Source organism: Xylanivirga thermophila (assembly GCF_004138105.1).
In the GTDB taxonomy this organism is placed as follows: Bacteria; Bacillota; Clostridia; order Caldicoprobacterales; family Xylanivirgaceae; genus Xylanivirga; species Xylanivirga thermophila.
Window position 1 is genome coordinate 136775 of record NZ_RXHQ01000001.1, and the last position, 26948, is coordinate 163722.

Below are 26948 nucleotides of genomic sequence, written 5' to 3' on the forward strand. Positions count from 1 at the left end.
TAAAGCAATTGAATGCGATATAAGTAAATTATTTAATCATACTAAAGATGAAAGGTGGTGTTAGTATGTACCCTGCATATATAGATGAATTTAGAAAGCAAGATAGGGACTTACAATTACATGGTTTACGAGTAGCGCAGTTAGGATATCAGTTTTCATTTTACCTAGGAATGGATGATGCAAGTTTAGATGTCCAAATGGCAGGATTATTACATGATATAGGTAAAATATATGTACCGAAACGCATTCTCCAAAAGCCTTCTAAACTTACACAGGTAGAATATTATATAGTGGCTAAACATTCTATTGATTCTTATATGATTTTAAAGGATAAAGAATACCCAAAAAATATTTGTGATATAGTAAAATACCATCATGAAAATTGGGATGGTTCTGGTTATCCAGATGGTTTGGTTAGGGAAGAGATACCATTTGGAGCTCGAATACTAAAAATACTAGATGTCTTTGATGCTTTAACGACTAATAGACCTTATCGTAAGGCTATGTCGGCAGATGAAGCATTGAGGCTAATGAACGAGGAGTCTAAAAACTTTGATTGCAAGCTCTTAGACTCTTTTCTTTTATGGATAAAAGAAAAAGACAATATTTCCACAAAGTTAGTAGGTGACATATGACGGAGTTTGGATTTAGATTAGAGGATATAGATTTAGGTTTAACATTGGGGAGAGAATATGAAATTCTAGAGAAAAATAAAAATAATGGTGATAAGAAAATATGTTTTAGGGGTATTTTTGAAAAAGAATATGAATATTTTTATATGTTTAGATGCAATAAAAACTACTGTGAGTGTTTTCTAAAAGTAGATTTTGGAATAGGAAGGTATTTAATTAGGGAAGTGGAAGATAATTTTTACTTTTCAATAACCCAAGGAAAGAGGAAGAACAATGGATAAAAGTAAAAGGTTTAAAGTATTAATAGCTATAATGCTTTTTATGTTTGGAACGATATCAAATTTGTTTTTCTCAACCTTTTTGCATCAGATTCTTTCTAAAAAAGCGGAGTTATCCATGATACCGAGTTTAAATGTATGCATAGATAGCATGAAGACCGCTAAAAATCATTTTAAGCTTTTTATTTTATTTGAGTTAATCATTTTTTTAATAGGTATATTTTTTATAAATACTAATGATAGGGTATACCAGAGTGATTTAATTAAAATAACGCCTTATATAAGCACGCCAGTGTCAGCAGGGCAGGGACAATTTGGTTCTGCTAAGTGGATGACGGAGCAAGAGAAAAAGAGGGCGTTTCCTATTTGCGTACTAAATAAAGATGATGAGATAATAAATTATTTGATTAAGCATGGGTATGATGATTTAGAAGAAAATGAAACTTGTACTTTTAATGATGAATCTGAAAAAGAAGGTGATGAGAATATTTGATGTAGAAGAAATAAAAAAGCCATATTTTGAAAAGGGTGGCATTGTAATTGGATTAGAAGAGAAAAACGGAAAAGAAATATTGTACACAATAACAGATGATGTTCATGCTCTTTGCATTGGTGCTACACGCTCAGGAAAGTCAAGAACGGTAGTACTTCAATCAATTTGTACATTGGCTTTAGCAGGAGAAGCTATGGTAATATCCGATCCAAAAGGCGAATTATATCAATATACCTATCCTTTTCTAGAACGTATTGGATATGAAGTCGTAGCAGTAGACTTTAGAAATCCTTTAAAATCTCATAGGTATAATTTTCTGCAACCTATTATAAACGCAATAGATAAGGGAGATACCCCTTCTGCCATAGATGCTACATGGGATATTACTTCATCTTTGGTTGGCGAAGCGAAAGGTGAAAGGATATGGGCAGACGGAGAAGCTTCGACTATAGCATCATCCATTATGGCAGTAGTTTTTGAAAATAGAGCAAAATATACTAGGCAATATCAAAACATGACAAATGTATTCTATTTTATAGCTAATATGTGCAAAACGGTAGATAAATCAATGCCTATAGAGGCTTATATGAAAACTTTAAAAGATGATCATCCAGCAAAAGGATTAATGGCCATATCTGAAATAGCTCCTTCAAGAACAAGAGGGAGTTTTTTTACTGCTGCTTTAACTACTCTAAGGTTATTTACTAATCCTTTAATATATTCCATGACATCTAGTAGTGATTTTAATCCTAAAGATTTAGGTAAAAAAAAGATGGCTTTATTTATTATTCTACCTGATGAAAAGTCAACCTATTATAGTTTGGCTAGTCTTTTAGTGTCGCAAATATATGAACAGCTAGTAAAAGTAGCTGATGAAAGGGGTGGCAGATTAAAAAGAAGGGTTAATTTTATATTAGATGAATTTGGGAACTTTACTAAAATCCCTGATTTTGCAAACAAACTTACTGTAGGAGGTGGTAGAGGGATAAGATTTAATCTGTTTTTACAGTCTTTTGCTCAGTTAGAAGAAAAGTATGGGAAGGAGGTAAGCAGGACAATAAGAGGCAACTGCCAAACATGGATATATTTACAGGCAGATGACATGGAAACCCTAGAAGAGCTATCTAAGAGATTAGGAAATTATACAGTATCTACTTATTCTCTTAGCTCCTCTCAAGGCAAATATTCTACTCCATCAACTGGACAGAGTATAAACCTAACCAGTAGAGCCTTATTATATCCTAATGAGATAAAGCTTATTTCAAGACCATATAGTCTTGTCATGGGGAGAAGTAACCCTGCTATAATGTATGCCCCCGATATTTCAAAAAGTTATTTTAATAAGATACTAGGTCTGGGAGATAAAGAGCATAACAGAAATATCAGAGAAGTAAGAGAGAATAGACGCAAAGTAAGGAACATTGAAAGTGATATGAAATTATGGGGAATTTGGGATATATATATTTGAGATTATGAAAGAGAGGTGTTTTTATGACAACGGAAAAATACACGATTATCGCTATTGTTTTTTTAATCGCACTACTGGCTTTTCCAGTTACATCTAATGCAGGGGGTGTAGAAAACAGTAAGGTTGTTGTAGGTATAAATAAGCTACTAGAGGATATTGGTAGGGCACTAATTACTATATCTATTCCTGCTGGCACGGTAGTTACAACATATTGTTTTATAAGAAGAGGGGCAGCCGATGAAATGGATTATAAGAAATGGACTAATAGAATACAGGTAGCCATAGTATCCACAATCGGTGCTATAGTGGCAGGAGTAATTGTAACTGTTATAAGCAGTTACTTTAAATAAATTTATAAGGAGGATAAAAATGGTTAAGAAAGCTATAGGTAGAGTGCGCAAAAATTCTATAGAGGTCTATACAAAAATAAAGAACAAGTTAAATGATAGATCTGGTGAAGGATATGTTGATACAGGAATTAAAATTTTAATAGCAGTAGTAATAGGGGCAGTATTGTTGGCAGGCCTATATGCGCTCTTTGGAGATACTATACTACCAACACTAACGCAAAAAATACAAGATATGTTTAATTACAAAGGACAATAATGAGTAGACAAACGGACTGTAAAAGTAATTCAGCCCGTTTGTCTAAAATAAAAGGGAGATAGATATGTCTAAATTAATAACCCTCCTTATTATAGAATTTCTTGAGGGACTATTTGATTTTTTAGGCAATAAAATGCTAACAGGCATTGTTCCATTAGCACTTCATGCAGAACAATACATGAAAGGGTTGGGCATTGGCGGATTTGATAATCTATTTAAGGTATTTCTCGATTTTGGGATATCAATGATCATTTTAAAGTTTTTGAAGAAAGGTTTTGAGATGTATATACTATGGACAGATGGAGATGCAGATGCGGATCCCGTTCTTTTGCTAAGTAATTTTTTTAGAGCGATGGCTATAGCTTTAACATTCCCAATTTTATATGATTGGTTAGCTGAAATAACAACGGATCTATCACAAAAAATTTTAGAAGTAGTAGGGCTAAATGCAAATATGGATTTTGCAGGTTTGTTGGCAAATATGTCTACAGGAGGATTGTTTTCTGTATTATCTTTCTTAGTGTTTTTTATAATATTCATTCTTTTATATATACAATTTATAAAGAATGGGTTAGAAATATTAATTCTAAGAATCGGAGTGCCTTTAGCATGTATAGGACTAATGGATGCAGATAAAGGAGTTTTTAAAACCTATATACAGAAGTTTTTTCAAGCAATTTTTACTGTTATAGTACAGTTGCTTTTGGCAAAGTTAGGCTTAGCCCTTATGTTTAGTGGGCATATGATATGGGGCATAGCAGCTAACTATTTTGCAGTTAAAACTCCACACTTTTTACAGGAATTTTTAATAATTCCAGGCGGTGGGGGAATTACAAATAATCTATATTCATCGGCTAGATTAATGCAGATGCTTAAAAGTGCAGTTAAATAGGAGCGAAATATATGCATATATTAAAAGAATTATCAAATGCTTTTGTATGGCTAATTAGAATTGGTACAGCTACTCGAATATCATATTGCTATGTAAAAATGATAAATAACGATGCTGAAGAAGCAGGAGTTTATAAAAAAAGGATCAGAAATGTATTAGTATTTTATGTGTTAGCTGAGTCGATCTGGCAGCTAAAAGATATTGCCATGTATTATTTTGGTTAGGTAGGAAGGAGAAAAAGATGCAAGATAGAGATACTCTATATATACCATTGGGCTTAAAGGAGAGAAATGAGTTTTGGGATGGATTCGGTAAAGAAGAAGCCATAAAAGCACTAACATTTATTGCATTCATTGGAATTGTTGATGCATTAATATATTTTAGTACTAGAAATATAGCTTTTTGTGCAGTGCTTTTTCTAGTTTCAATAGGTGGAAGTCTCATGATGTTAACTAAAGATACTACAAATCTTTCTGTAGTAGATCAAATTAAAAATATGATAAGATTTTTAAAATCACAAAAATATTATCCATATAAATATTTAGATGAGTGGAAATAGAGATGTTAGTGTTTAAGAATTTAATATTTATTTTAACTATAATTTATGCAGGATATATAGATTTTAAAAAAAAGATTATCCCTGACAGAGTGCATGTAATAATTATGCTATCGAGTTTACTTATAGACTTTAATCTATGTCAATCTATTACGGGGCTATTGTTTTTACCTATCCCTTTTATTCTTTCAGTTTTTTTTAATGAAGATACCGTAGGAGGTGGTGATATAAAAATAGTGGGTGCTATAGGTTTCTTTCTAGGATTAAGGAAAGGGACTATAGCGATAATAATTGGGCTTACTATATCCGTTATTTTTAATTTATTTATTTTCAATAAAAATAGGAATGATTCTTTCCCCCTTGCTCCATACATAGCAATAGGATCTTTCCTATCTTTATTAATATTTTCTTTTTGATTTTTACAGGTCAATAACTAAAAGGAGGTAATGAGGTAGGGATGGAGAAGTTTTTTAAGAATAGAACAGCAATAGGTATAACAAGTATTATTCTTGCCCTTATAATCAGTTTTGGTGTTACACCACTACTGAACAATGCAATGAAAAAACAAACAGAAGTTGTAAGGGCGTCAAAAAATATTAGAAAGGGTGAAAAAATTACAAAAGATAAAATTATAAAGGTCAAGGTTGGAGCGTATAATTTACCACAAGATATAATTAAAGACCCTGATAAACTTATAGGCAGTTATGCAAATACTGATATATATAAAGATGATTATTTTTTGTCAACGAAAATCTCTAATGTAAAAGGCAAGGACGATCCATATCTATATGAGATTGGTGATAGAATGGCAGTATCTATAACGGTTAAGAATTTTGCCGCTGGGCTTTCTGGCAAATTAAAATCGGGGGATATTGTCTCTTTAATATCTAGCAATGAAGATGGTGCTTCTATAATCCCGGAGCTTCAATATGTGGAAATATTAGCACTTACAGTCAAGTCAGGGAGCGATATGGAAGAAAAGCCCGATTCTGAAAAGGAAGAAGAGTTCTATGCGACTGCTACTCTTTTAGTTAGTCCTAAGCAAGCGGAAAAGCTTGTTGAATATGAGCAAAACGGTGATATACACATTGGGCTTGTATATAGAGGCGACCAAGAGATAGCAAGTCAGTATATAGAAATTCAAGATAAATATATAGAGGAAATGGAACTAAAGGTAGAAGGATCAGATTTAGAAGAGGAGGGGAATGTGGTAGATGGAGAAGGTGAAGCTTAAGATGAAGAAAATATTAAAGATTCCCAAGAATAATGAAGAAAAACAAGAATCTATAGATGAGAAGAATAATCAAGTAATAGCTGTATGGGGAAGTCCTGGAAGTGGAAAAACAACTTTAGCAGTTAAGCTAGCAAAAGAGATATCTAGTAAAAAGAAAAATGTAATTTTACTTCATGATGATATATTTTGTCCTACTGTCCCTATTGTAATTCCTAATTTAGAAGATAGTAATAAGTCTTTGGGAAAGATATTAACAAGCCCTAATATAGATCAGGGTATCATTTTAAATAATTCTATTACCATAAAAAATAACGATTATATTGCTGTAATAGGTTATCAAAAAGGGGAAAATCCTTTAACCTATTCTGAGTATGTAAAGGAGAGAACAGTAGATTTATTTATTCTTTTAAGACATATAGCAGATTATATTATTATAGATTGTTCCAGTATTATAACAGAAAGCTTACTGACAATTACAGCCCTTGAATTTGCTGATAAAGTTATAAGGCTTAGTACAGCAGATTTCAAAGGGCTTTCATATTTTAAATCTACTTTACCACTATTAATGGATAGTAAGTTCAAAATAGAAGAACATCTAAGAGTAGTTTCAAACATAAAAGATTTCCAGGCAGGGGAAACAATAAATGATGTATTAAGAGGGAGCAATATATATATCCCATATACAACAGAGGTGGAGAGGCAATATACTGAAGGAAAGTTATTTGACAGTCTTAAAAATAAGGCAAGTTTGAAATATATTAAAGGGGTAGAGCTTATATTAGAGGAGGTATTATATGGATAAGGCACTTTTGTTTTTTCAGTCTAAGAATAAGGATTTTGATGAAGTGTTAAAGGAAGTACAAGAATATATATCTTCAAAGTATTCAACTTTTGCTATAGATGATAAAGAAGCGCAAGCAAAGCAATTAAAGATGTATATTTCAAAATACTTAATAGACTATAAAATAACGGTTGAAGGATATACAATGCAAGAGCTAATAGATAAGATATATCAAGAGATGTCTGAGTTTTCTTTTTTAACTCCTTATTTGTTTTCTAAAGATGTAGAAGAAATAAATATAAACTCATGGGAAGATATTAAAATTAAGCTATCAAATGGAGAAGAGATACCTAGTGAAGAAAAATTTTTTTCCCCTGTACACTCACTTGATGTTATAAAAAGGCTACTCCAAACATCAGGAATGATATTAGATTATGCTAACCCAATCGTTAGAGGACATTTAACTACAGCAGGAAACGTGAGAATCACAGCATTTTGCCCTCCTGTTATTGATAAAGAAGTCGGAGTAGCAGCATCAATTAGAATTATAAATCCTAAAAAGCTAGGAATCGAGGACTTTGTAGCTAATGGAACAGCTACAAAAGAGATTTTAGAAAACTTAAAATATATGATTAGATATGGTATTTCTATTTGCGTTGCTGGTGCAACAAACTCAGGAAAAACAACTCTTTTAGATGGGTTATTGAGTACTATTCCGAATGAAAAAAGAATTTTTACAATAGAAAATAATGTAAGAGAATTTGATTTAATTAGAAGAAATGAGAAGGGAGAGATATTAAATAGTGTAGTTCATACAGTAACTAAAGAAAGTGAAAATCCAAATGAGGTAATAAATCAGGAAGATCTACTTGAATATGCATTGACTTCTAACCCAGATATAATAGTGGTGGGAGAGATGAAATCGGCAGAGGCTTTTGCTGCTCAAGAAGCTGCTAGAACAGGCCATGGAGTGCTAACTACTATACATGCCAATTCCTGTGAAGCAACCTATGGACGTATGGTTACTCTATGTAAGCAGAAGTATGATATGAAAGATGAAACACTCTATAATCTTGTTACAGAGGCTTTTCCCATAATTATCTTTACAAGACAGCTAGAGGATAAATCTAGAAAAATAATGGAAGTAACAGAATGCGAGATATTTCCTACTGGTGGAAGGAAAATTAGAACCTTATATAAGTTTGACATGGAGGATGTGAAAGAAGTTGATGGAAAAAAACAAGTCGTTGGAGAATTTAAAAAAATAAATAATATTTCAGATAGAATGCAAAAAAGACTATTAGAAAATGGGATGCCTAAAAACATGATACAAAGATTTCTTAATTAAAGGGGTGAAATTTTGGAGGCTTTATTAAAGGTAGTTTCATTTATGATTCTTGTATATGGATTTTTTGAGGTATTCGATATATCTTTACTTAAAATAGTAGATGACATTGTAAAAATTTTAAGTAAAGAAAAGACGGATATTAAATCAGTTATTAAAAGGCAAAATAGAGACGAAAAACAAAAAGGTATTAGAAGGGTGATAGAAGATGCCAAGTCTACATTAAAGATAATGGGCAAGGAGGATAGAATAAAGGTTGTATGGTTAGCCTCAATTGCCTTGTTTGTAGTTGGAACCATATTTTCATTATCTATATCAAATTTTTTCTTAGTCCCAGTCTTATCTATAGGATTGGGACTAATTCCATTTTGGTATGTAATATATACCTCAAATTACTATAGAAAGCAAATTAATGAGGAATTAGAAACAGCATTATCTACTATTACAACTTCTTATATTCGTTCCGAAAATATTATATCAGCTGTAGAAGAAAATATTCAGTATTTAAATCCACCTATTTCGGAAGTATTTAAATTTTTCTTAGGGCAGACAAAATTAATAACTTCTAATACTAAATTGGCTATCGAAAACATGAAATCTAAAATACAAAACGATGTCTTCAAGGAATGGTGTGATGCCTTAATTGCTTGTCAGGACAATAGAAATCTTAGGACTACATTAATTCCTATAGTAGCAAAATTGTCTGATACTAGAATAGTATCAGCGGAGCTTGAAGGGCTTCTATTTGAGCCTATGAAAGAATTTATTACAATGACAATACTATTGCTTGCGAATATTCCTCTGATTAAAGTGTTAAATAAGGATTGGTATAAAATACTTACAAAGACTGTTCCAGGGCATGCTGTTTTAGCCGTATTAATACTAACGATATTTATATCTTTAGGAGCAGTAATAAGACTAATAAGACCAGTTGAATATAAGAGCTAGGGGGTGATTAATTGAGTATATCCATATTTATATCTATATCGTTATTTCTATTTGGAATATATATGGTTTTAAGTGAATTTTTCAAATTATCAACTTACTCAACTTCTAAAATGGTTATATCTTTCTATGGTAGCAATAAGAAGACATATAAACTCGATGCAATGTTAGATGAACTAGCAAGTAGGCTTTCAAAAATTATTACTATAGATGGATACAAAAGAAACAAACTAAATGCTACGCTTAAAACCGTAGGAATTAATGAAACCCCAGAGAAGTATATAGCATCCACATGGATCAAAACTTTATTACCAGTAGCTTTATCCATACCTGTTTCTTTTATCTTTCCAATAATTATTCCTATAGCTTTAGTATTATCAGTTAGAACATATTTTAAAGAAAGTAAAATTGCAGATAAGAAATTGATTGAAGAAAGAGAAAAGATAGAATGTGAATTGCCACGCTTTACAAGGGAGATAACACAAGAACTAAAGTCTACTAGGGATATACTAGGAATATTAGAGAGATATAAAAGAAATGCTGGAAAAAGTCTTAAAAGAGAATTAGATATAACTATTGCAGATATGAAAACGGGGAACTATGAAACAGCTTTAACACGTTTTGAAACAAGGATACAAAGTCCTATGTTATCTGATGTAGTACGAGGGCTTATTTCTGTCATAAGAGGAGATGATGCTACCGTATATTTTCAATTACTAGCTCACGATTTCAAAGCGTTAGAGTTGCAAAAATTAAAAAATGAGGCAGCTAAAAGACCAGGGAAAATACGTAAATATTCTTTTTTTATGCTTGGATGCATGTTACTTATGTATATGGTAATCGTAGGAATTGCTATAGTACAGGGCATGAGGGGGATGTTCTAAATGAGAATACTAAAAATATTAAGAAATAAAAATGGAGACGGCTACATAGATGTAGCTGTCTTTGTTTTGGTTGCAATGCTAATACTTGCATTAATAGTCAAAGTGGTACCAGCTTTTACTATTAAAAATCAGCTTAATCATTTTGCAAATGAACTTTTAAGAGAAGCGCAGATAACAGGAAGGATTGAAATAGATTATAGTGATTTGGCTGAAAATTTAGGCGTTCAGCCTGATATCGTTACTTGGGAAGCAAATACCATTTCGGATAGTAGGGTGCAACTAGATGAAAAGATAACTGTAACAGCCACAGTAAAGTATGACATAGGGCTATTTGAAAATTTTGGTTCATTTCCAATAACCCTAAAAGGTAAAGCAACAGGAAAGTCTGAGGTGTTCTGGCATTGATAGGTATGTTAAAAAACAAACTCAGGGATGATATGGGCAATATGCTTCCTTTTGTAGCAATTATGGTTTTAGGATTATTAATTGTATTTACAGGTATTACAGAATATATGAGGCTTCAAATAATTGCAAAGGGGGTGAGGGATGCGATTGAATCGGCTGTAATATCTGTAAGCGTGGAGAATTATGAAAATGTATATAGCCCGCTTAGAGAGAGCTATAGTGGAGGTTACAAATTAAAAAATGATAATTGGAAGGAGGTGATAGATAGTGGAGATGTCTATAAGGAACTCAGTGAACTATTAGGACTAGAAAAACAAGAAAAGTACTATGTCAAAAAGGCAGGTGAAAGCTATGAATATAAGTTGTCGAATTTAGAGGTGAGAGTGATTAATTCTTCTTTAGCACCTATTAAAAATAAACATAAATTTTCAGCAGAGAGTTTTATAAATCTTGAAGTCCCCTTATCATTTGGTTGGGAACATTTATCGCCGATGAAGATAAGATTAAAAGTGAAATCTGAGTATGCTGCGAAATTTTAAAAAGAGCAAGTTGATTCTGGATAATGTTACCAATATATTATATTAAGAGGTGATTTTTTTGAAAACTAAACAAAAAATTATAATTGCTTTTTTATTGGCAATGGTTTTGATACCTGTAAATATCAAAGTACATGCATATGAATTGAAAGCGCCTAAACGGGTAAGAGCAAACAATGAAACCGTATGGAACCCAGAAAATCTTAGAGGCACAATAAGTGGAGGAAATTGTTTTTCTCTTTTTCTTACAGGAACTAATACGATAAAAGCTATAGGAGCCAATAGTTCTGGGCAACTTGGCGATGGAAGTACAACTGGTACAAAAATAGATTTTGTTGATGTATTAGGCGAGAATGGTATAGGATTTTTGACAGATGTAGTACAAATTGATACTGGAGAGTACCATTCAATGGCTTTAAAATCGGATGGCACTGTATGGAGCTGGGGGCGAAATAGTAGTGGACAACTTGGTGATGGAGGTACAACTAATAGAAGTACTCCAGTGCAGGTCAAAGGTTTGGCTGATATAGTGCAAATTAGTGCCGGGGGCTCTCATTCAATGGCTTTAAAATCGGACGGCACTGTATGGACTTGGGGGCAAAATAATCACGGCGTACTTGGTGATGGAGGTACAACTAATAGAAGTACTCCAGTGCAGGTCAAAGGTTTGGCTGATATAGTGCAAATTAGTGCTGGGGGCTCTCATTCAATGGCTTTAAAATCAGATGGTACCGTATGGACTTGGGGAGAAAATTATGGACAAATAGGTGATGGAACTACTGAAGAAAGACATACTCCAGTACAAGTAGTATATAAGCCTAATATTTCATTGTTAACTGATATAGTACAGATTAGTGCTGGACATAGTCATTCAATGGCTTTAAAATCGGATGGCACTGTATGGGCTTGGGGGTGCGGTATGGTAGGCGATGGAAGTATATATGGGCAATATTCTCCAGTACAAGTTAATGATTTGACTGATGTAGTACAAATCAGTGCCGGAGACTACCACTCAGTAGCTCTAAAATCTGATGGTACTATATGGTCATGGGGCAGAAATAGTGATGGTGAGCTAGGCGATGGGAGTACAACTGATAGAAGTACTCCAATACAAATTTGTTTTGAAGGGCAAAGAAGAGCTACTATAATTCCACAGCATATGTTATACAAATTTAATAAGCCAAAAGAAAGAAATATTTATGAAGGTGGGAAATCACAACCTATTGAATGGGAGTTGATTTCTAAGTCTGTAGAAAGTTTTGATATTTATTATGCTCCCTGTAAAAATTGGACAGATAAAAATACTTGGAATGTAATAGAAAAAGATGTATCAATATCATCATTATCGCCAGAGTCTTTCACTTCAAATATTGACGATGGTAAAGGTGGATTTCTTGAAGGTACAAGGTATAAATATTTATGGACTTTGCCTAATGAATTTATTTCACATATAAGAATTATTGTAGTACCAAAATACAAATAAAAACTACTCCCTATGCTACTTATTTTAATATGGCATAGGGAATAGTTTTAAGAGGAGGTGTCTTTTATATGAAAAAAGCAGTATTAGGTATTGTAGTGGTACTACTCTTGATTTATCCTATAAATGTTTATGCAGAAACAAAATTTGAACAGGGAATAATCACTTCACCAATATTTGACGTTGTAAAGGATGGCTTTTTTACCAGTGTAAGCGATGGTAGTATAAGTTTAGAAAATGTAAATGAATTAATATCAGATGAAATTACTTTTATAGAAAAACCCAATGTAATATTTACGCCAAATGGAAGTGAAGAAACTGACACTTTTTCGGTAACAGTTTCATATGAAGGAGATATTAGTGAAGAAGTAGTAGAATCTATATATGGTGTTTGGAGTGACACAGAAAATCCTTCAAAAATCTCTGATTGGGGTTTATTGGGTAGAAAGCCACAAACGGTAGAATACATTCCTAAAAAATCAGGAGAGTATTATTATCATGTAAAAATGGATTTAATAGCGGGAGAAACTCTGTATTTTAAATCTAATTCATTTCACAAAACAAATATACCGCCGAAGATAACAATAAATAATCCAGATGGTACACAAATCATCAATGAAGATGACAAAATAATAATATCAGGGATAGTGACTGATACTGATTCTCAATCAGTAATGATATCGGCAGAAATTGATGGTGTATTAAAATCTATTATATTACAGACTCCTACTACAGATAAATCTTGGAGTTTATCCTGGGCAGGTAACGAACTAGGACATGGAATACATTCAGGCATACTAGATACGGATCAAATATTTAAAACTGTAAAGGTTGTTGCTGATGATGGTAGAGCAATAAGGGAAGAAAAATATACGGGTATTTTAATGGTCGATAAAATAAAACCCAAAATGAAAATAGTCATTGATAAATGACTTAATATTTAAGCGGGGAGCCGCTATGTTTTATAAAATATAACCATAAATCAGGAGGAAGAGATAAAATGAGAAAATCAACAATAAGTAAAATGTTAGTGGTAACAATGTTATTAAGTACTTTGTTTATTCCAATGGGTGGTAATCGGGCAATAGCATCAGATGATCCAGATGTAACTATTATTCAGTCTACAAATGAACCTACTAATCAAGATGTAGTAATAACAGTGGAAACAAGCGACGATCTAAGTGGAATTAGGGAAATAATTCTGCCAGATGGAAGTAAATCTACTGAGTCAAAGATTACTTATATAGTATCTGAAAATGGTAGTTATACATTTAAGGCTATAGATAATGCTAGTAATGAAACTGTGGGCATAGTGGAAATTACTAACATATTCAAAGAAAAGCCTAAATTGACATTAACTCCAAGTACAACTGAACCAACTAATCAAGATATAGTAGTAGATGTCAAGGCTACTGGCAGGGGTATTGGAATCAAGGAAATAGTTCTACCAGACGAAACTAAAATTGAAGGAGATGAAGCACAATTCAAAGTAACTGAGAATGGCAGCTATACTTTTAAAGCAATTGATGTTGCGGGCAATGAAGTAGAAGAAACAATAGAGATAACAAACATAGATAAAGTACTACCGGTAATAACTATAGAGCCATATGAAACAAATTGGACCAATAAAGATATTGCAGTTAAGGCTACAGTTAACAAAGGAACTCTAAATCAGGAAAGCTATATATTTACAGAGAATGGGTCATTTACATTTATAGCAACAGATGAGTATGGTAATATGGTAGAAAAGGTTATAACAATAAATAATATTGATAAAATAAAACCCAAAATGAAGATAATTGTTGGTAAATAGTTTGCTTTTAAAGGTGGGGATATCCCCACCTTTAAAATTTAATAAATTAATATTATGCATTTAAAAAGGAGAAAAAATATGAAGAAAGGCAAAATAAGTGGAATATTAATATTAACAATGATACTTAGTACCTTGTTTATGCCATTTGTTAGTCATAATGTAATAGCAAATGATGTTATAGATGTAACTATTGTTAAATCCACTGATTTACCTACAAATAAAGATATAGAAATAACAGTAGAAGCAAGTGATGATCTAAGTGGAATTAAAGAAATAGTCCTGCCAGACGGACTTAAAGCTAAAAGTGATATTGCTCGATTTACAGTAACTGAAAATGGTAGTTATACATTTAAGGCTATAGATAATGCTGGTAATGAAACCGTGGGTACAGTAGAAATCACTAATATATTTAAAGAAAAGCCTGAACTGGTATTAACTCCAAGTACAACTGAACCAACTAATCAAGATATAGTAGTAGACGTCAAGGCTACTGGCAGGGGTATTGAAATCAAGGAAATAGTTTTACCAGACGAAACTAAAATTGAAGGGGATGAAGCACAATTCAAAGTAACTGAGAATGGAAGTTATATTTTTAAAGCAATTGATATTGCGGGTAATGAAGTAGAAGAAACAATAGAGATAACAAATATAGAAAGCGCAAAGTCGATTGTAGTTGAACGTATAGAAATAAGTCCTAACCAAAGAGAGATAGAAATAGGGGATACTATTGAGTTTATAGCAACAGCATATTACTCAGACGGAAGTAGTAAAAATATAACAAATTTAGCGGCATGGTCAACTGATAAAAATATAGTAAAGATAGATGAAGGTATAGCAACAGGGATAAATGATGGTACAAGTGTTATTAGGGCAGAATATGAAAATAAGAGTGATATAGCCACTGTCATAGTAAAAAGCAAAGATATACAAGCTCCTATTCCATCTATTCCATCTATTCCAGATATTATTCCCAAACCAATAATACTTAAAAATATAGCTATAGCACCTAAACAACAACAAATAGAAACAGAAGACACTGTAAAGCTCATCGCAAAGGCATATTATTCAGATGGAAGCAGTAGAGATATAACAGATTTGGCAGAATGGAAAAGCGATAATGAAGATATAGTAAGAATAGAGAACGGAATAGCAAAAGGTATATCAAGGGGTATTGCTACAATATATGTTAAATACGAAGGTATGGAAGATATTGCAACGATAAATGTTATAGAAATTAAGCCTACTTCTATTATTTTAGAAAAGATTATAGTTGATTTGCCCCCAAAGAGAATTAAGGTAGGGGAAAAGGTTAAGCTTGGAGCAAAGGCATATTATTCTGATGGAAACAGTAGGGACATAACAAGCTTAACAACATGGTCTAGTGTAGATAGTAGTATTGCACTAATAGAGAATGATGAGGTAAAGGGTATTTGTGAAGGTGTGACAAGCATTAAGGCAGAATATGAGAAAATGCAGGATATTGTATCGATAGAAATATATAAAGATATGCATACTGATAAAAAGTCGGCACCTAAGCCTGTGAATCCTGAACCAAATTCTGTATCTAAACCTACGACTGAGCCCATACTTAAATCTACGTCTAAAATGGATAATAAGATAAAAAACACAAGTAAAGATTCTAAGTCAGTTTCAGAAAAAATAAAAACCAAAGAAGTTAAGCAATTTAATACTGAAAAGCCTAAAGAAAGCTTAAAAGAAAAATTGATATCTATAGAACACTCAAAAAGAGCTAATGTTATTCTCAAAGGTATTATTAGGGGATACTTAAAAACGCAAAATGGAAATCCAATAGCAAACGTACGGGTAGAATTGCATAGTGCTCCGAAAATAACATACACAGATGAGAATGGATTTTTTGAATTTAGGGATGTAGAAATAGGTCATCATAAGCTTTTTTTGGCTGATGATACTATTTCTAAAGAAAAAATATTAGTAAAATCATTAGTTGTTAGAGAGAATGATAATGTTAAATCAGAATTATCTGGAGACGTGATTAACGACAAATTTAAAAAAGATGAGGCAGTAGAAACTACACAAATTGAGCTTACAAATTCTGAGTTAGTAAAGGATTTAGAACTTATTATTATGGTAGATGATTCTAAAAATAGCGCAGATACCAGCTTTTTCAGTTTTTTAAAATTAGGTAACTTTAATGTTTGTATAGTAAGTATACTATTTCTAGCTATTTTAATGCTTTTTCTAGTTTTTTGGCTAAGAAAACAGATTGAAGTATATGCTATAAAATATGAAAATGGCAAAGAGACGGAGGTTTTAATTCATAAAAAACGTATAGAATGGGCGAAAAAGGAGATAAAAATAAATCTACATCAAGACTTACTAAACATTAACAAGCTTGGTGGACATAATATAAAAGTAGTCTTCCTAAAGAATGTTTCCAAGAAAATAGCAGGTAAAACCATAATATTGTTAGATGAAGATCAGATCATTTTAAGGTTTAAAGCACCCAAAGACGAAACATTTGATATAGTTATTAAGTCAAAATTAAAATAAAAAAGTAAGGGAGCGGCGAGTTTTGAATTGCCGCTCTCTTACTTTTTTAAAGATAACTAATAAAAATATGAAAAAAAATAGAGCCAGAAGCATAAGGAGAGAAGGAAATGGAAAATATTTTTACACCGATAATCATATTGTTAGCAACTCTAATAGCTGGTGGTGCCGCCTTATTCTTCCTCAAGAGAGATACAAAGGAGAAAAGGGATATTGAAAACAAAAAAATCGAAACAGCACAAGAATTCGTAAATGTGGTGGATATAAGGGATCAATTCTTATATACAAGAGATGGAAAAGTAATAACTTATATACAGATAACTCCAATTGACACCAATCTCTTAAGTGACAGAGAAAAGATAACTCTTGCTAGGATTTTAACAGCAGAACTAATGTCAGAACGAGATGCTTTTAAGTTTTTAGCAGTTTCACGTCCTGTTGATATTTCCCCATTACTCACTGAGTACCAAAGCATAGTATCTGATACTTCCAACCCAGTTCAGAAAGAACTTTTAAGGCAAGAAATGCTTTCCATTAGTAATTTTGCCTTATCAGGCGAAGTCGTGGAAAGACAATTTTATATAATGCTATGGGAAGAATATGAAGAGGGCATAGAAAGAGAGCTTTTAAAGCGAACTATAGAATTCATATCTAAATTTGAAAGTGGCGGAATAAAGGCCAATATTTTAAATGAGAGTAAAATTGTGCGAATGTGCAATTTGATAAATAATCCAGCATATACAAATATAGAAGATACAACCTTTGAAACAGCAATGCCTTTTCTTCTTCAATATCTTTAGAACTTCTAGTTAGAAAGAGCTAGAAAAGTTGAAAATATAAAAATCTTAAAGGAGGCGTAGAGTAGTAAATCCTCCCCTGCTTATATATGTAGGGGAGGATTTACTATAAATATGATGAAGAAAAAAGAAGAAATAAGGATTAATAATACACTTTTAAATATTCTATCTCCTATGGGGCTTGAAATAAAAAGGAATAATCTGATTATTGGTGAAAACATGGGGAAAGTTTATGGAGTTATAAAATATCCTCAAGACTTAAACTATGGTTGGTTATCTAGGATAACAAATATACCAGGGACTATATGCTCCATAAATTTTACACCAATGGATAGTGGCATTTTTGTTGAGAATGTTGCTCGTTCTATCAATAGAAATAAAGGTTTGGCAAATTCCACCAACGACCCTCTAACACGTTCTAGAGCCGAAAAGGCTGCTGAGGATGGAGAAAAGATTATGAGAAGTATTGACCAGCAGGGAGAAGCTATTGGATTAATGGGTATTACAATAATGCCTGTTTCAAAGGATGAGGGAACTTTTGAAAAGGTTTGCAGGAAAGTGGAAAGCCGGGTAACAGCTATAAACTGTAGGCTAAGGGGATTATCATTTCTGCAAAAAGAAGGATTTAAGCAATTATCACCTTTTTATAGCTCTGAAAAAGAAGTAGAAAACATAATAAATAGAGTTGTACCGCTGTCTACATTTATTGGGGGATTTCCTTTTGCATCTAGTGGATATAATGATGGCACTGGATATTATTTTGCAAGGGATAGTTCGGGTGGATTAGTAGTAATTGACCCATGGAAAAGGGAAGGAGATAGGACTAATACAAATTTTGTTATTATGGGGGTACCTGGGGTTGGTAAATCTACTGCAATTAAACATATAGTTCTTTCTGAATATATGATGGGGACAAAACTTATTTTTATTGACCCACATCGGGAATATTGGGAATTATGTAAAAATCTAGATGGGGATTGGATTAATGCTGGTGGTGGAAGTAAAGGTAAGATTAATCCATTGCAAATTAGAACTTCTCCTAGAGATGAGGAAGGTGAAATAGATAAGTTATATGAAGATGAAGGTTATGGCATGGGAGATATGGCTCTTTATATAAAAAATCTTGAAATATTCTTTAGGCTCTATATCCCTTCTTTAACTGATAGGCATATGGCTATTTTAAAGTCTGAAATAATAGAATTATATAATGATTTTAATATATTTTGGGATACAGATATATCAAAGTTGCCTAATGCAAATTTCCCGATAATAGAAGATCTTTATAAGCAAATAGCTAAAAAAGCTAAAGATAAAAACAATCCATATATTAAAGATTATGACGATTTATCATTATATTTAAAGGACTTGGCAATTGGCTCAGATTCATTTTTATGGAATGGGCATACAACGATAGAAGTCAATTCTAAGTGTGTTTGTCTTGATACAAAGGATCTGCAAAATTCTCCCGATAATATAATAAGTGCCCAATACTTTAATATTCTTCAATGGGCATGGGAGGAGATTGTAAAAAATCCTGATGAAAGAGTTCTTTTAATATGTGATGAAGCTTATCTTATGATAGATCCAGATGTACCTCAATCTTTAGTATTCTTAAGAAATGCAGCTAAAGGAGTTAGAAAATATGAAGGTGGAATTGCAGTTATTTCCCACTCAGTGGTAGATTTTCTAGATCCCAAAATAAAAATGTATGGGCAACCACTTTTAGATCTTGCTACTTTTAAGATTATCATGGGGACGGATGGACAAAACTTAGAGGAAACTAAAAATCTATACAATTTAACTGATGCGGAAGAAGATTTGATTATGGCTAAGAAAAGAGGTTCCGCTTTAATGATTGTTGGCTCCAAAAGACTTCAAATACAATTTGAGATTCCTGAATTTAAGTTTAAATACATGGGTAACTCTGGAGGACGTTAAAAAAGGAGTACGTGGAGAGAAATAGAGGGGTATATGTTTGAAACTTTAAAAATATCCCTCTATTTATGATGATTTAAAGTAAAAAACATGTCAGTATACTCCATGTGCTAATATAAAGGGTTTTAAAAAGCTATTATGGGGGTATCAGTAATGTTTTCATCAAAAGATAAAGAGGAAAGAAAAACCATGCTTATTATTCTATCATCAACGTTTGTCGTTAAATTTTTAATATTTACAGCTATTGTTTATATATTAACTAGTCCTTTTAAGCTTATAGCGGATTTCTTTTCAGATGATGAGATAGCCTATGCCGAAGATTTTTATAATCAATACAGCCTAGATCAGTGCATAGAAGAAGAGAGTGAGGATTATATATATAGTTCAGAGCTTGATTTCAGTTCATATGATTTTGAGGATAGCTCTATAGATGTAGTTTATTATAATCAAGCTGATAGTAGATGGAAGGATAAACCTTATGGAAAAACTGGTACTATAGGAAGATCTGGTTGTGGCCCGACTTCATTGGCCATGGTTATTTCTACTTTAGGCAATAAGATTGTCAACCCTGTAGAAATGGCAAGATGGTCATATAAAAATGGATATTATGCTGAAGGAGCGGGTTCAATGCACAAACTTATCCCTGCTGGAGCTATAAGTTATGGCTTAAATGTGGAAGGTGTAGGAACTAATGCAGAGAAGATAATCCATGCACTTTCAAATAAAAAATTAGTAATTGCTATAATGGGTAAAGGACACTTTACTAAAGCGGGACATTTTATAGTTCTTAGAGGCATAACGGAAGAAGGAAAGATATTAGTAGCAGATCCTATAAGTATCAAAAGAAGCGAGCAAGAATGGGATTTAGAATTGATATTAAGAGAAGCAAAAAAAGGAGCAGATGCTCGGGGACCATTTTGGGTTGTTTGGAGGTGAAAATATGCTTTTATATTTAACTAGTAATGAAAATCTAGGGCTATTTGATTTTCTTACAGACGAAAATGGTATGTTAGTAAAAAAATTATCAGGAGAATTTTTGCTCAAAAAATTTGTAGTGCACGATATGAGAAATCTAAGTCATTTTTCATACATAGCAATAGACTTAGAGGCTATAAAAGATAGTGAAGATGATATAATAGAAGCTATAAAAGCTTTTAAAACTATGTATGATTCTAGAATAATAATATTTGCAGAAAAAACTGATAGGGCACTATTAGACAGGATTATAGATGAAACTGAAACTTATAATATAGTGACAGCCCAGACAGTTGAAAAAATTAAAAAAGAAATATTGGTATGTGTAAGCCCTTTGGGAATGACTAAAGATTATTTAATTAAATCTATGAATCTTGATTTAGACATAGTAATTGAAGATTATCTTAAATATTCTTTTATGGGGGATAGTATAAAGATTATGGTAGCAGGAAGTATGCCAAGAGTAGGAACAACGACTACAGCAATAAACATGGCTTGTTATCTATCTAGTATAGGGGCGAAAGTATCCTATACAGAAGCTAATGATAGTGGCCATCTTTCACAAATACATTCTTGCTTTTTTTCCAATATCCCTATAAATGATAATTATTTTACTTACAGTAATGTAGATTACTTCTTTAACAGTAGCATTCCCGTAGGTATGGAATATAACTTCAATATTATAGACATTGGAATATTGAAAGAAAAAAATGTGAAGCTTTTTGGTATTGGAGATCTAAAATTGTTGTGTGGAGGTACTAAACCTTATGAGATTAATGAATTAAAAGCAACTCTACAACTTATTGATTATGATAAAAATTTCAATATTATCTTACCAGAGGCCTTAACAGATATAAAAAAAGGTATACCGATTAAAGAAAGAGTATATTCTAGTAAGATTTCGGCAGATTTATTTAATAGCGATATTAATTCAAAAATATGGAGGACCATTTTAAGTGAGTATATTGTACCTAAGACCTTATAGGTTCTTGTATAAGTGTCTTCGTAATGCTAAAATGAGGGTACAGATTAACAAGAAGAAGGTGTAGATAAGATGTTTGAGGACAAATATAATCTAACTTTAGAGCAAAACATATTTTTAGCTAAGAAGTTAATTGTTGAAAACATATATTATAGTGCTAGATTAGAAGGTTGTAATGTAACTTTTCCTGATACTAAAACAATTCTTGACGGTGTAAGTGTAGCAAACTTGAAGATGAGCGATGTTGAAGTAATATTAAATTTAAGGGATGCTTGGAAATACTTAATTGATAACATAGAAAAAACCTTCGATCTTGATTTCGCATGTAAAATTAACTATTTTGTAGCGAGAAATGAGAGCCTTGAATGGGGGGTATTGAGGAATGGAAATGTGTCTATATCAGGGGTGGATTATGTTCCCTCTATACCTAATAAACAAGATGTTATAGATGATATAAACGAGATTCTGAGCATAGAAAATGTTACAGAAAGAGCTATAAGATATTTCTTATGGGGAATGAGAAATCAATTGTTTTGGGATGGAAATAAAAGAACTAGCATATTATGTGCTAACAAGATTTTAATTAGTGAGGGGAAAGGAATTTTAAGTATTCCAGAAAAACATATACGGGAATTTAATATAAGGCTTACTGAGTTTTACAATACTAATGAGTATAGCAAAATTGATAGCTTTATATATGATAACTGTATTCATGGTCTTGTGCTGAAACAAGAACAGGCTAGAGAAGGCGAAGAAGAGTTAGAAATCTGAATAGCGATTTTTGGTCTAATACAATGAGAGACACTCGAAAGGGTGTCTTTTTTGTGTTTAAAACTTACATATGATTTTAAAAAATGGGGGTAACATCATGAGCAAATTATTATTCAATGAGCAACCTTTAGTGATAGATAAGCAATTGGCAACATTAATCGGCCTTAATGAAGCTATGGTGCTTCAACAAATACATTATTGGGTAGAAATTAATAAAAAAGCTGATAAGAATTTTCATGAGGGAAAATACTGGACATATAATTCTATCGAAGATTGGCATAAGGAGTTTCCTTTTTGGAGCGAGTCTACTGTTAAGAGGATATTGGCTAAGCTAAGGAAGTCAAACCTTCTGATAACTGGAAATTTTAACAAGCAAAGACGTGATAGAACTCTATGGTATACAATTAATTATGAGATACTGGAAAAGATAGCAGAAGAAGCAGAGGGAGGAAAAGAAGAAAAGGTAGAAGCAGATACAGAGGAAAAAGATGGCTCTGAAATAGAGGCTAAATCTGAAATTAACAAAGCTCCTAAGAAGAGAAAGAAGATGAAGGGAATACAAAAGGTCAAAATGACCCAATGTAAAAGGTCAAAATGGTCTAATGCAAAAGGTCAAAATGACCCAATGGATCAGGTCAAAATGACCCAACCATTACCAGAGATTAACACAGAGATTACTACAGAGAATAACAACAACATTACTCGAGTACAAAACAATGTTGTTGTAAATGATAGAGAATTAAAGAATCTAAAAGAAAAAATTGAAGAGGTGACTCAAAGTTCAGTTATTGAAGAAAACCTTAAAAACTACCTAAAAAGGCCTAATGGGCAATACGAGATAGAAACAGCTATTGAAAATTACCCTGCAATTGCTAAAAGTATATTGAAAACAAAAGATGTTCCGAATCCAGTAGGATTATTATTTTATATTGCTAAAAACAATGTAAAACCTCCAAATTATCAAAAAGCCATTGGGATTTTCAAACGAGATAATTTTGGTTCATTTGAGCAGCATCATTATGAAGATGGGGAGCTTGATTTTCTATTTGAAGATTTAGAAAATATATAAAAGATTATAGCTAAAAAACAGATTCCAGATACGTCCATTCCTCTTTTAGGACATGAATGTAGGTTGTATCAGCATACCACTTTTTGTTAATAGTTTCTGCCTTAAAATTCTGATAAATTAACCCGTAGAAACCATATATATTTCAGACGATGGTGCTTCATGGATTAAGCAGGGTCTTCATTGGATTCCAAAAAGCAGGTTTGTCCTAGATGAATACTATCTACAGAAATATGTCAGAACATCTACCCCATTTAGACGATAATACAATCCATCAGGAGATGCAAGATACATTGGATTGGCCCAGTAAAGAAAAGACAAGGAAAGTATTTAAAAAAATACTTAAACTGACTGATTCTGAGAGTAAAAAGAAGTCGATTAAAGAATCAGGGCGATATATATTGAATCAGTGGGATGGGATAGAGATAAAGGCAGATAAGGGCTTTGAAATAATAGGCTGTAGTGCAAAGGTCATGTAAGCCATATTCTATCAGATAGGCTAAGCAGCAGACCTAGAAACTGGTCAGAGATTGGTGTTAAAAAGATGGCTGAGCTTAGGATATATAAAGAATGGTGGCAAGGTCTATGATTTGGTAATGGATCAAAAACATAATGAGGCGAAAGAGAAAAAGCATAAGATACAGGATAGAATGGTAAAAGACTTGAGGAGAAAAGCATCTAGTAAATATGCAAATGCGTGGAATAGTGATTTAGTTGTTACAACTAAAGGCAAAAAGACTGGTTTATATAATGAATTAAGAGGCCTTAGTAGCATACGTGGTCTGTAGGTAGAAAGCAGCAAAAGCGACCCCTTTACAACAATAGGGACAATATGGTATAATGGATGAAATGGTAGCCATAAAATCGGATAGACATGCCCACAATAAGGGAGGCCGCCCTGGCTGACAAATCATATGGGCGATGCTTGTTGTCAAGGGTGTGACCGGATACAATGCTAATTTATTTATCAGGATGGCTGTATTTTTCTTTTCCCTACAGTAAATTGACGCAATCCTATTCAATGGTGGTAACCCTTTTTAAACCTTCAATTACACATAGTTCGGCGGCTAACAATAATGTAAAAAATAATGGCCTAATATCGATAACTGCAACTAACCCACCTACAGAAGATACAGATACTATGACTTATACATATTATAACGGTCCTGGAAATTGTTATGAGTATCAAATAACATTAAAGGCATTTGCTAACGTATATAATTATAATGGCAATAGCCCTCGAACAGATGGATTTGGTATGTGTGTAGTAAATCAAAAATATTTCTATAATGGTACACAGCAACCAAATTATAATTTTTTGTATGTTTTTAATACTATAGGAACTGAAGTTCTCACTTCTCCTTCCAGTACCACAAATAAAGATGTAATTACGATAGCAGATTGGGGAATTCGTTATACTAAAAAGGTAGGCGGGTTAACAATTTCTAATCCTACGTTAACTATTGGTAAGTTAGTTAATCTAAGTGTATCGTGGAGTCCAACTACAACTGTTGTAACCGATTCTGGCCCAAAAACATTTTCCTATAGTAATAAGATATGTGGCATAAAAGTACCATTCGTCTATGCTTTAAATGCAGCTGATGATCAATGTTCTCTTATTATGACAAAGGATTTAGTATCACTATCTACTCAAGATAAATTAAGCAGAGCAGTTTTCGCTTACGATATGGGGTTTAATGTTAACAACACAAGTAAGCTAGGCAGCGGACAACTAACAGCAGCATGCCATTATCGTTGATAGCTATATAACTAAAAATAGTAATTATAATATATATGCATCATAATTACCATTTTTAGTAGCACGCTCGATAACTTGGCAGTGAAGAGCTCCGGTGGGCAAGGTTCCGAGCCTACGAACAGAAGTCTCATATAAAGCCGGGTATGGACGGATGAGTTTGCGATACAAAATAAAGTCCAATGCTGTCCAAATCTCAAACAGTAGATAAGGCGCATTATAAGCTACATAATTTAATAATTAATAATTAACTGAGAGTAAAAAAATACTTACTTTTATAATAGGAGTGTATTTTGGAATGAAGAAAGTATTGGTAATTACAGTATGTTTACTTTTTATAGCTTCAATTGGATTGAATATATATCAATATAGAAAAATTATTGATGAAAAAGAAATTAACATGAATATGGCGAAATACTATATGAGTACATCAGAGGTAACATTCATGAATGCATTTGCAGTAACTGATCAAGACATAATGGAGTATATTGCAGATCCGGCAAATTTAAGTAATTTTATCGAAAGCATTCAAGCAGCAGACTTATATTATCTTGCAGCATCAAAATGTGTTACTGAACATCAACTTAATAAAGGTCAATCTTTTAGTTACATACAGTCGCGGGATTTAATAAACGGTTACCTGCAAGAACTCCGATCGTATCGAAAATATCTAATAAGTAACAAAAATGGATCTTATGTGCATACCGACCAGATTGCGATGGTTATAGCTGATCTAAAAACAATTGCTAACTGGTTGAGCGAAAGATCTAAAAATAAGAATTTCCAGGTTTATAACGATGATGATTTTTATAAAGAAGTATATGATAATCTTAATAGTGATATTAAAGGGAATTACTTTATCGGCTTTTCTGGTTGGTAATATGGAGTTGTGCCATAAAGAGCAGCGTTAAATTGCAATGGAATTCAGGTTGTAATTGAGTAGTAATTCCGTGTTCGTTAAACATTAACAGTTGAATACCGTACAGTATCCTAGAGATGTTTTTATTTGGTTAGGAAGATAATGTAACGCTGGTAGCGGTATGGGCATCAACCAATGTTTAGCTTGAGAGTGATACTGCAAAAGCATCATTCTTTTTTTATTTGCGTATTTGCACATAGAATCTATACCATTAATAATGATGATTGTTTCGGCGAGATTGCTCAATTTAAACGATAAAGGTGCTAGGTTTGCCTGGGTATATTGGTGATTAGGTACGGTAATAGATCTTTACGATATAGAGCAACTTAGAGTCATAGGATTTGCATATATAACCAGTGTTGCATTTAATATTGCAATTTAGATTATTGTGTTAACATCTCTGAAATCATTGATAAGTGTCCCCGGTAATGGTATAATTATCATGTACATGGTAATTATACCATTACCGGGGTAACACTCATTACCAATTTTATTATTAAAGATGGAGGCTTTTGCAATGTCTTTTAAAATCCCTAATAAACTTAAAACATTTACAATTCAGAAAGATGGGTATTTGTTTAAATTTAAAAAAACAATTAGTTTAATATTTCTACTCTTTTTAAGCGGGATAATATTCCTTTCTATCGGATTTGTTAAAGGGGAGGCTATTGCTTCAAGCCTATCAAGGGCACGCCAATTGGATGCTTGGGTAGTATCAGAAGGCATGATTCTGGGTTGTACACTTATTCCAATCATAATTGGTTTATCGTTAATCATATTAACGATAATATTTTCATCCATATTGTTTATACATTATATAAATAACATTGATAAAAGGTAATTATTACTGAATTTGATTCACTTTTGTGT

Annotated in this window: 30 protein-coding genes and 2 pseudogenes; all 32 read left to right on the plus strand. The window is 32.4% G+C overall.

Annotated elements, in window-relative coordinates; translation table 11 throughout:
- Positions 1-65 precede the first annotated feature (65 nt).
- The 32 genes and pseudogenes from EJN67_RS00655 to EJN67_RS00810 all read left to right on the plus strand — a co-directional run bounded on the left by EJN67_RS00655 (position 66) and on the right by EJN67_RS00810 (position 26919).
- The gene (locus tag EJN67_RS00655) at positions 66-635 is read left to right on the plus strand and encodes an HD-GYP domain-containing protein (RefSeq protein WP_165000662.1); all 570 of its coding nucleotides are present in this window, start codon (positions 66-68) and stop codon (positions 633-635) included.
- Positions 632-913, plus strand: a complete 282-nt coding sequence (locus tag EJN67_RS00660; protein WP_129721365.1) for a hypothetical protein — start codon at positions 632-634, stop codon at positions 911-913. The genes EJN67_RS00655 and EJN67_RS00660 overlap by 4 nt, the downstream gene beginning before the upstream one ends.
- Positions 906-2871: pseudogene (locus EJN67_RS00665) on the plus strand (VirD4-like conjugal transfer protein, CD1115 family). The gene EJN67_RS00660 and the pseudogene EJN67_RS00665 overlap by 8 nt, the downstream one beginning before the upstream one ends.
- Before the next feature lie 23 nt (positions 2872-2894).
- On the plus strand, positions 2895-3221 hold the full coding sequence (locus tag EJN67_RS00670; protein ID WP_129721366.1) for a hypothetical protein: 327 nt from the start codon (positions 2895-2897) through the stop codon (positions 3219-3221).
- Between the two features lie 19 nt (positions 3222-3240).
- Positions 3241-3477, plus strand: a complete 237-nt coding sequence (locus EJN67_RS00675; RefSeq protein ID WP_129721367.1) for a DUF6133 family protein — start codon at positions 3241-3243, stop codon at positions 3475-3477.
- Positions 3478-3541: 64 nt separating this feature from the next.
- The gene (locus EJN67_RS00680) at positions 3542-4369 is read left to right on the plus strand and encodes a conjugal transfer protein TrbL family protein (protein ID WP_129721368.1); all 828 of its coding nucleotides are present in this window, start codon (positions 3542-3544) and stop codon (positions 4367-4369) included.
- A gap of 11 nt (positions 4370-4380) precedes the next feature.
- Complete coding sequence (locus EJN67_RS00685; RefSeq protein WP_129721369.1) at positions 4381-4593, plus strand: mercury transporter; 213 nt, start codon at positions 4381-4383, stop codon at positions 4591-4593.
- Positions 4594-4610: 17 nt separating this feature from the next.
- The gene (locus tag EJN67_RS00690) at positions 4611-4928 is read left to right on the plus strand and encodes a hypothetical protein (RefSeq protein ID WP_129721370.1); all 318 of its coding nucleotides are present in this window, start codon (positions 4611-4613) and stop codon (positions 4926-4928) included.
- A gap of 2 nt (positions 4929-4930) precedes the next feature.
- Positions 4931-5341 carry a prepilin peptidase gene (locus EJN67_RS14480; RefSeq protein WP_129721371.1) on the plus strand — a complete coding sequence of 137 codons (411 nt, stop codon included), beginning with the start codon at positions 4931-4933 and terminating at the stop codon, positions 5339-5341.
- Positions 5342-5382: 41 nt separating this feature from the next.
- Positions 5383-6159, plus strand: a complete 777-nt coding sequence (gene cpaB / locus EJN67_RS00700) for a Flp pilus assembly protein CpaB (protein ID WP_129721372.1) — start codon at positions 5383-5385, stop codon at positions 6157-6159.
- Positions 6140-6961 carry an AAA family ATPase gene (locus EJN67_RS00705; RefSeq protein WP_129721373.1) on the plus strand — a complete coding sequence of 274 codons (822 nt, stop codon included), beginning with the start codon at positions 6140-6142 and terminating at the stop codon, positions 6959-6961. Before cpaB ends, EJN67_RS00705 begins: the two co-directional genes overlap by 20 nt.
- Complete coding sequence (locus EJN67_RS00710) at positions 6954-8288, plus strand: ATPase, T2SS/T4P/T4SS family (RefSeq protein WP_129721374.1); 1335 nt, start codon at positions 6954-6956, stop codon at positions 8286-8288. Before EJN67_RS00705 ends, EJN67_RS00710 begins: the two co-directional genes overlap by 8 nt.
- A 12-nt stretch (positions 8289-8300) precedes the next feature.
- Complete coding sequence (locus EJN67_RS00715; protein WP_243641190.1) at positions 8301-9233, plus strand: type II secretion system F family protein; 933 nt, start codon at positions 8301-8303, stop codon at positions 9231-9233.
- A gap of 11 nt (positions 9234-9244) precedes the next feature.
- Positions 9245-10114: a secretion protein F gene (locus tag EJN67_RS00720; protein ID WP_243641191.1), complete on the plus strand. Its 870-nt coding sequence runs from the start codon at positions 9245-9247 to the stop codon at positions 10112-10114.
- Positions 10115-10519, plus strand: a complete 405-nt coding sequence (locus EJN67_RS00725) for a DUF4320 family protein (RefSeq protein WP_207207935.1) — start codon at positions 10115-10117, stop codon at positions 10517-10519.
- A gap of 5 nt (positions 10520-10524) precedes the next feature.
- Entirely contained in the window at positions 10525-11058 is a 534-nt protein-coding gene (locus EJN67_RS00730; RefSeq protein WP_394347497.1) for a hypothetical protein, read from the plus strand.
- A gap of 58 nt (positions 11059-11116) precedes the next feature.
- Complete coding sequence (locus tag EJN67_RS00735; protein WP_129721376.1) at positions 11117-12538, plus strand: RCC1 domain-containing protein; 1422 nt, start codon at positions 11117-11119, stop codon at positions 12536-12538.
- 68 nt (positions 12539-12606) lie between these two features.
- Positions 12607-13467 carry a hypothetical protein gene (locus EJN67_RS00740; RefSeq protein ID WP_129721377.1) on the plus strand — a complete coding sequence of 287 codons (861 nt, stop codon included), beginning with the start codon at positions 12607-12609 and terminating at the stop codon, positions 13465-13467.
- Positions 13468-13535: 68 nt separating this feature from the next.
- Positions 13536-14348, plus strand: coding sequence for a hypothetical protein (locus EJN67_RS00745; RefSeq protein WP_129721378.1), 813 nt, complete (start codon positions 13536-13538; stop codon positions 14346-14348).
- Between the two features lie 78 nt (positions 14349-14426).
- The gene (locus EJN67_RS00750) at positions 14427-16880 is read left to right on the plus strand and encodes a carboxypeptidase-like regulatory domain-containing protein (RefSeq protein WP_129721379.1); all 2454 of its coding nucleotides are present in this window, start codon (positions 14427-14429) and stop codon (positions 16878-16880) included.
- Positions 16881-16987: 107 nt separating this feature from the next.
- Positions 16988-17677: a hypothetical protein gene (locus tag EJN67_RS00755; protein ID WP_129721380.1), complete on the plus strand. Its 690-nt coding sequence runs from the start codon at positions 16988-16990 to the stop codon at positions 17675-17677.
- A gap of 111 nt (positions 17678-17788) precedes the next feature.
- The gene (locus EJN67_RS00760) at positions 17789-19612 is read left to right on the plus strand and encodes a VirB4 family type IV secretion system protein (protein ID WP_129721381.1); all 1824 of its coding nucleotides are present in this window, start codon (positions 17789-17791) and stop codon (positions 19610-19612) included.
- Positions 19613-19762: 150 nt separating this feature from the next.
- Positions 19763-20545 (plus strand): C39 family peptidase, encoded by a 783-nt coding sequence (locus EJN67_RS00765; RefSeq protein WP_243641192.1) that lies wholly within the window; start codon positions 19763-19765, stop codon positions 20543-20545.
- A gap of 4 nt (positions 20546-20549) precedes the next feature.
- Entirely contained in the window at positions 20550-21569 is a 1020-nt protein-coding gene (locus EJN67_RS00770) for a hypothetical protein (protein ID WP_129721383.1), read from the plus strand.
- A 69-nt stretch (positions 21570-21638) separates the two neighbouring features.
- Complete coding sequence (locus EJN67_RS00775; RefSeq protein ID WP_129721384.1) at positions 21639-22337, plus strand: Fic family protein; 699 nt, start codon at positions 21639-21641, stop codon at positions 22335-22337.
- Between the two features lie 97 nt (positions 22338-22434).
- Positions 22435-23406 (plus strand): hypothetical protein, encoded by a 972-nt coding sequence (locus EJN67_RS00780; protein WP_129721385.1) that lies wholly within the window; start codon positions 22435-22437, stop codon positions 23404-23406.
- A 124-nt stretch (positions 23407-23530) separates the two neighbouring features.
- Positions 23531-23639 (plus strand): annotated as a pseudogene (locus EJN67_RS14485) (UPF0236 family transposase-like protein); the annotation flags it as partial.
- On the plus strand, positions 23616-23882 hold the full coding sequence (locus tag EJN67_RS00790) for a hypothetical protein (RefSeq protein ID WP_129721386.1): 267 nt from the start codon (positions 23616-23618) through the stop codon (positions 23880-23882). The pseudogene EJN67_RS14485 and the gene EJN67_RS00790, both read left to right, overlap by 24 nt.
- Positions 23883-23933: 51 nt before the next feature.
- Positions 23934-24191, plus strand: a complete 258-nt coding sequence (locus EJN67_RS00795) for a hypothetical protein (protein ID WP_129721387.1) — start codon at positions 23934-23936, stop codon at positions 24189-24191.
- A 215-nt stretch (positions 24192-24406) separates the two neighbouring features.
- Complete coding sequence (locus EJN67_RS00800) at positions 24407-25162, plus strand: hypothetical protein (protein ID WP_129721388.1); 756 nt, start codon at positions 24407-24409, stop codon at positions 25160-25162.
- A gap of 295 nt (positions 25163-25457) precedes the next feature.
- The gene (locus tag EJN67_RS00805) at positions 25458-26039 is read left to right on the plus strand and encodes a hypothetical protein (protein ID WP_129721389.1); all 582 of its coding nucleotides are present in this window, start codon (positions 25458-25460) and stop codon (positions 26037-26039) included.
- Between the two features lie 556 nt (positions 26040-26595).
- Positions 26596-26919: a hypothetical protein gene (locus EJN67_RS00810; protein ID WP_243641193.1), complete on the plus strand. Its 324-nt coding sequence runs from the start codon at positions 26596-26598 to the stop codon at positions 26917-26919.
- The last annotated feature ends 29 nt before the right edge of the window (positions 26920-26948 follow it).

Excerpts from the sequence above, each read along its gene's own strand:
- EJN67_RS00655 (WP_165000662.1), top strand. The coding sequence starts at position 66 with ATGTACCCTGCATATATAGATGAATTTAGAAAGCAAGATAGGGACTTA.
- EJN67_RS00660 (WP_129721365.1), top strand. The coding sequence starts at position 632 with ATGACGGAGTTTGGATTTAGATTAGAGGATATAGATTTAGGTTTAACA.
- EJN67_RS00670 (WP_129721366.1), top strand. The coding sequence starts at position 2,895 with ATGACAACGGAAAAATACACGATTATCGCTATTGTTTTTTTAATCGCA.
- EJN67_RS00675 (WP_129721367.1), top strand. The coding sequence starts at position 3,241 with ATGGTTAAGAAAGCTATAGGTAGAGTGCGCAAAAATTCTATAGAGGTC.
- EJN67_RS00680 (WP_129721368.1), top strand. The coding sequence starts at position 3,542 with ATGTCTAAATTAATAACCCTCCTTATTATAGAATTTCTTGAGGGACTA.
- EJN67_RS00685 (WP_129721369.1), top strand. The coding sequence starts at position 4,381 with ATGCATATATTAAAAGAATTATCAAATGCTTTTGTATGGCTAATTAGA.
- EJN67_RS00690 (WP_129721370.1), top strand. The coding sequence starts at position 4,611 with ATGCAAGATAGAGATACTCTATATATACCATTGGGCTTAAAGGAGAGA.
- EJN67_RS14480 (WP_129721371.1), top strand. The coding sequence starts at position 4,931 with ATGTTAGTGTTTAAGAATTTAATATTTATTTTAACTATAATTTATGCA.
- cpaB (WP_129721372.1), top strand. The coding sequence starts at position 5,383 with ATGGAGAAGTTTTTTAAGAATAGAACAGCAATAGGTATAACAAGTATT.
- EJN67_RS00705 (WP_129721373.1), top strand. The coding sequence starts at position 6,140 with ATGGAGAAGGTGAAGCTTAAGATGAAGAAAATATTAAAGATTCCCAAG.
- EJN67_RS00710 (WP_129721374.1), top strand. The coding sequence starts at position 6,954 with ATGGATAAGGCACTTTTGTTTTTTCAGTCTAAGAATAAGGATTTTGAT.
- EJN67_RS00725 (WP_207207935.1), top strand. The coding sequence starts at position 10,115 with ATGAGAATACTAAAAATATTAAGAAATAAAAATGGAGACGGCTACATA.
- EJN67_RS00730 (WP_394347497.1), top strand. The coding sequence starts at position 10,525 with ATGTTAAAAAACAAACTCAGGGATGATATGGGCAATATGCTTCCTTTT.
- EJN67_RS00740 (WP_129721377.1), top strand. The coding sequence starts at position 12,607 with ATGAAAAAAGCAGTATTAGGTATTGTAGTGGTACTACTCTTGATTTAT.
- EJN67_RS00745 (WP_129721378.1), top strand. The coding sequence starts at position 13,536 with ATGAGAAAATCAACAATAAGTAAAATGTTAGTGGTAACAATGTTATTA.
- EJN67_RS00750 (WP_129721379.1), top strand. The coding sequence starts at position 14,427 with ATGAAGAAAGGCAAAATAAGTGGAATATTAATATTAACAATGATACTT.
- EJN67_RS00755 (WP_129721380.1), top strand. The coding sequence starts at position 16,988 with ATGGAAAATATTTTTACACCGATAATCATATTGTTAGCAACTCTAATA.
- EJN67_RS00760 (WP_129721381.1), top strand. The coding sequence starts at position 17,789 with ATGATGAAGAAAAAAGAAGAAATAAGGATTAATAATACACTTTTAAAT.
- EJN67_RS00765 (WP_243641192.1), top strand. The coding sequence starts at position 19,763 with ATGTTTTCATCAAAAGATAAAGAGGAAAGAAAAACCATGCTTATTATT.
- EJN67_RS00770 (WP_129721383.1), top strand. The coding sequence starts at position 20,550 with ATGCTTTTATATTTAACTAGTAATGAAAATCTAGGGCTATTTGATTTT.
- EJN67_RS00775 (WP_129721384.1), top strand. The coding sequence starts at position 21,639 with ATGTTTGAGGACAAATATAATCTAACTTTAGAGCAAAACATATTTTTA.
- EJN67_RS00780 (WP_129721385.1), top strand. The coding sequence starts at position 22,435 with ATGAGCAAATTATTATTCAATGAGCAACCTTTAGTGATAGATAAGCAA.
- EJN67_RS00790 (WP_129721386.1), top strand. The coding sequence starts at position 23,616 with ATGAATACTATCTACAGAAATATGTCAGAACATCTACCCCATTTAGAC.
- EJN67_RS00805 (WP_129721389.1), top strand. The coding sequence starts at position 25,458 with ATGAAGAAAGTATTGGTAATTACAGTATGTTTACTTTTTATAGCTTCA.
- EJN67_RS00810 (WP_243641193.1), top strand. The coding sequence starts at position 26,596 with ATGTCTTTTAAAATCCCTAATAAACTTAAAACATTTACAATTCAGAAA.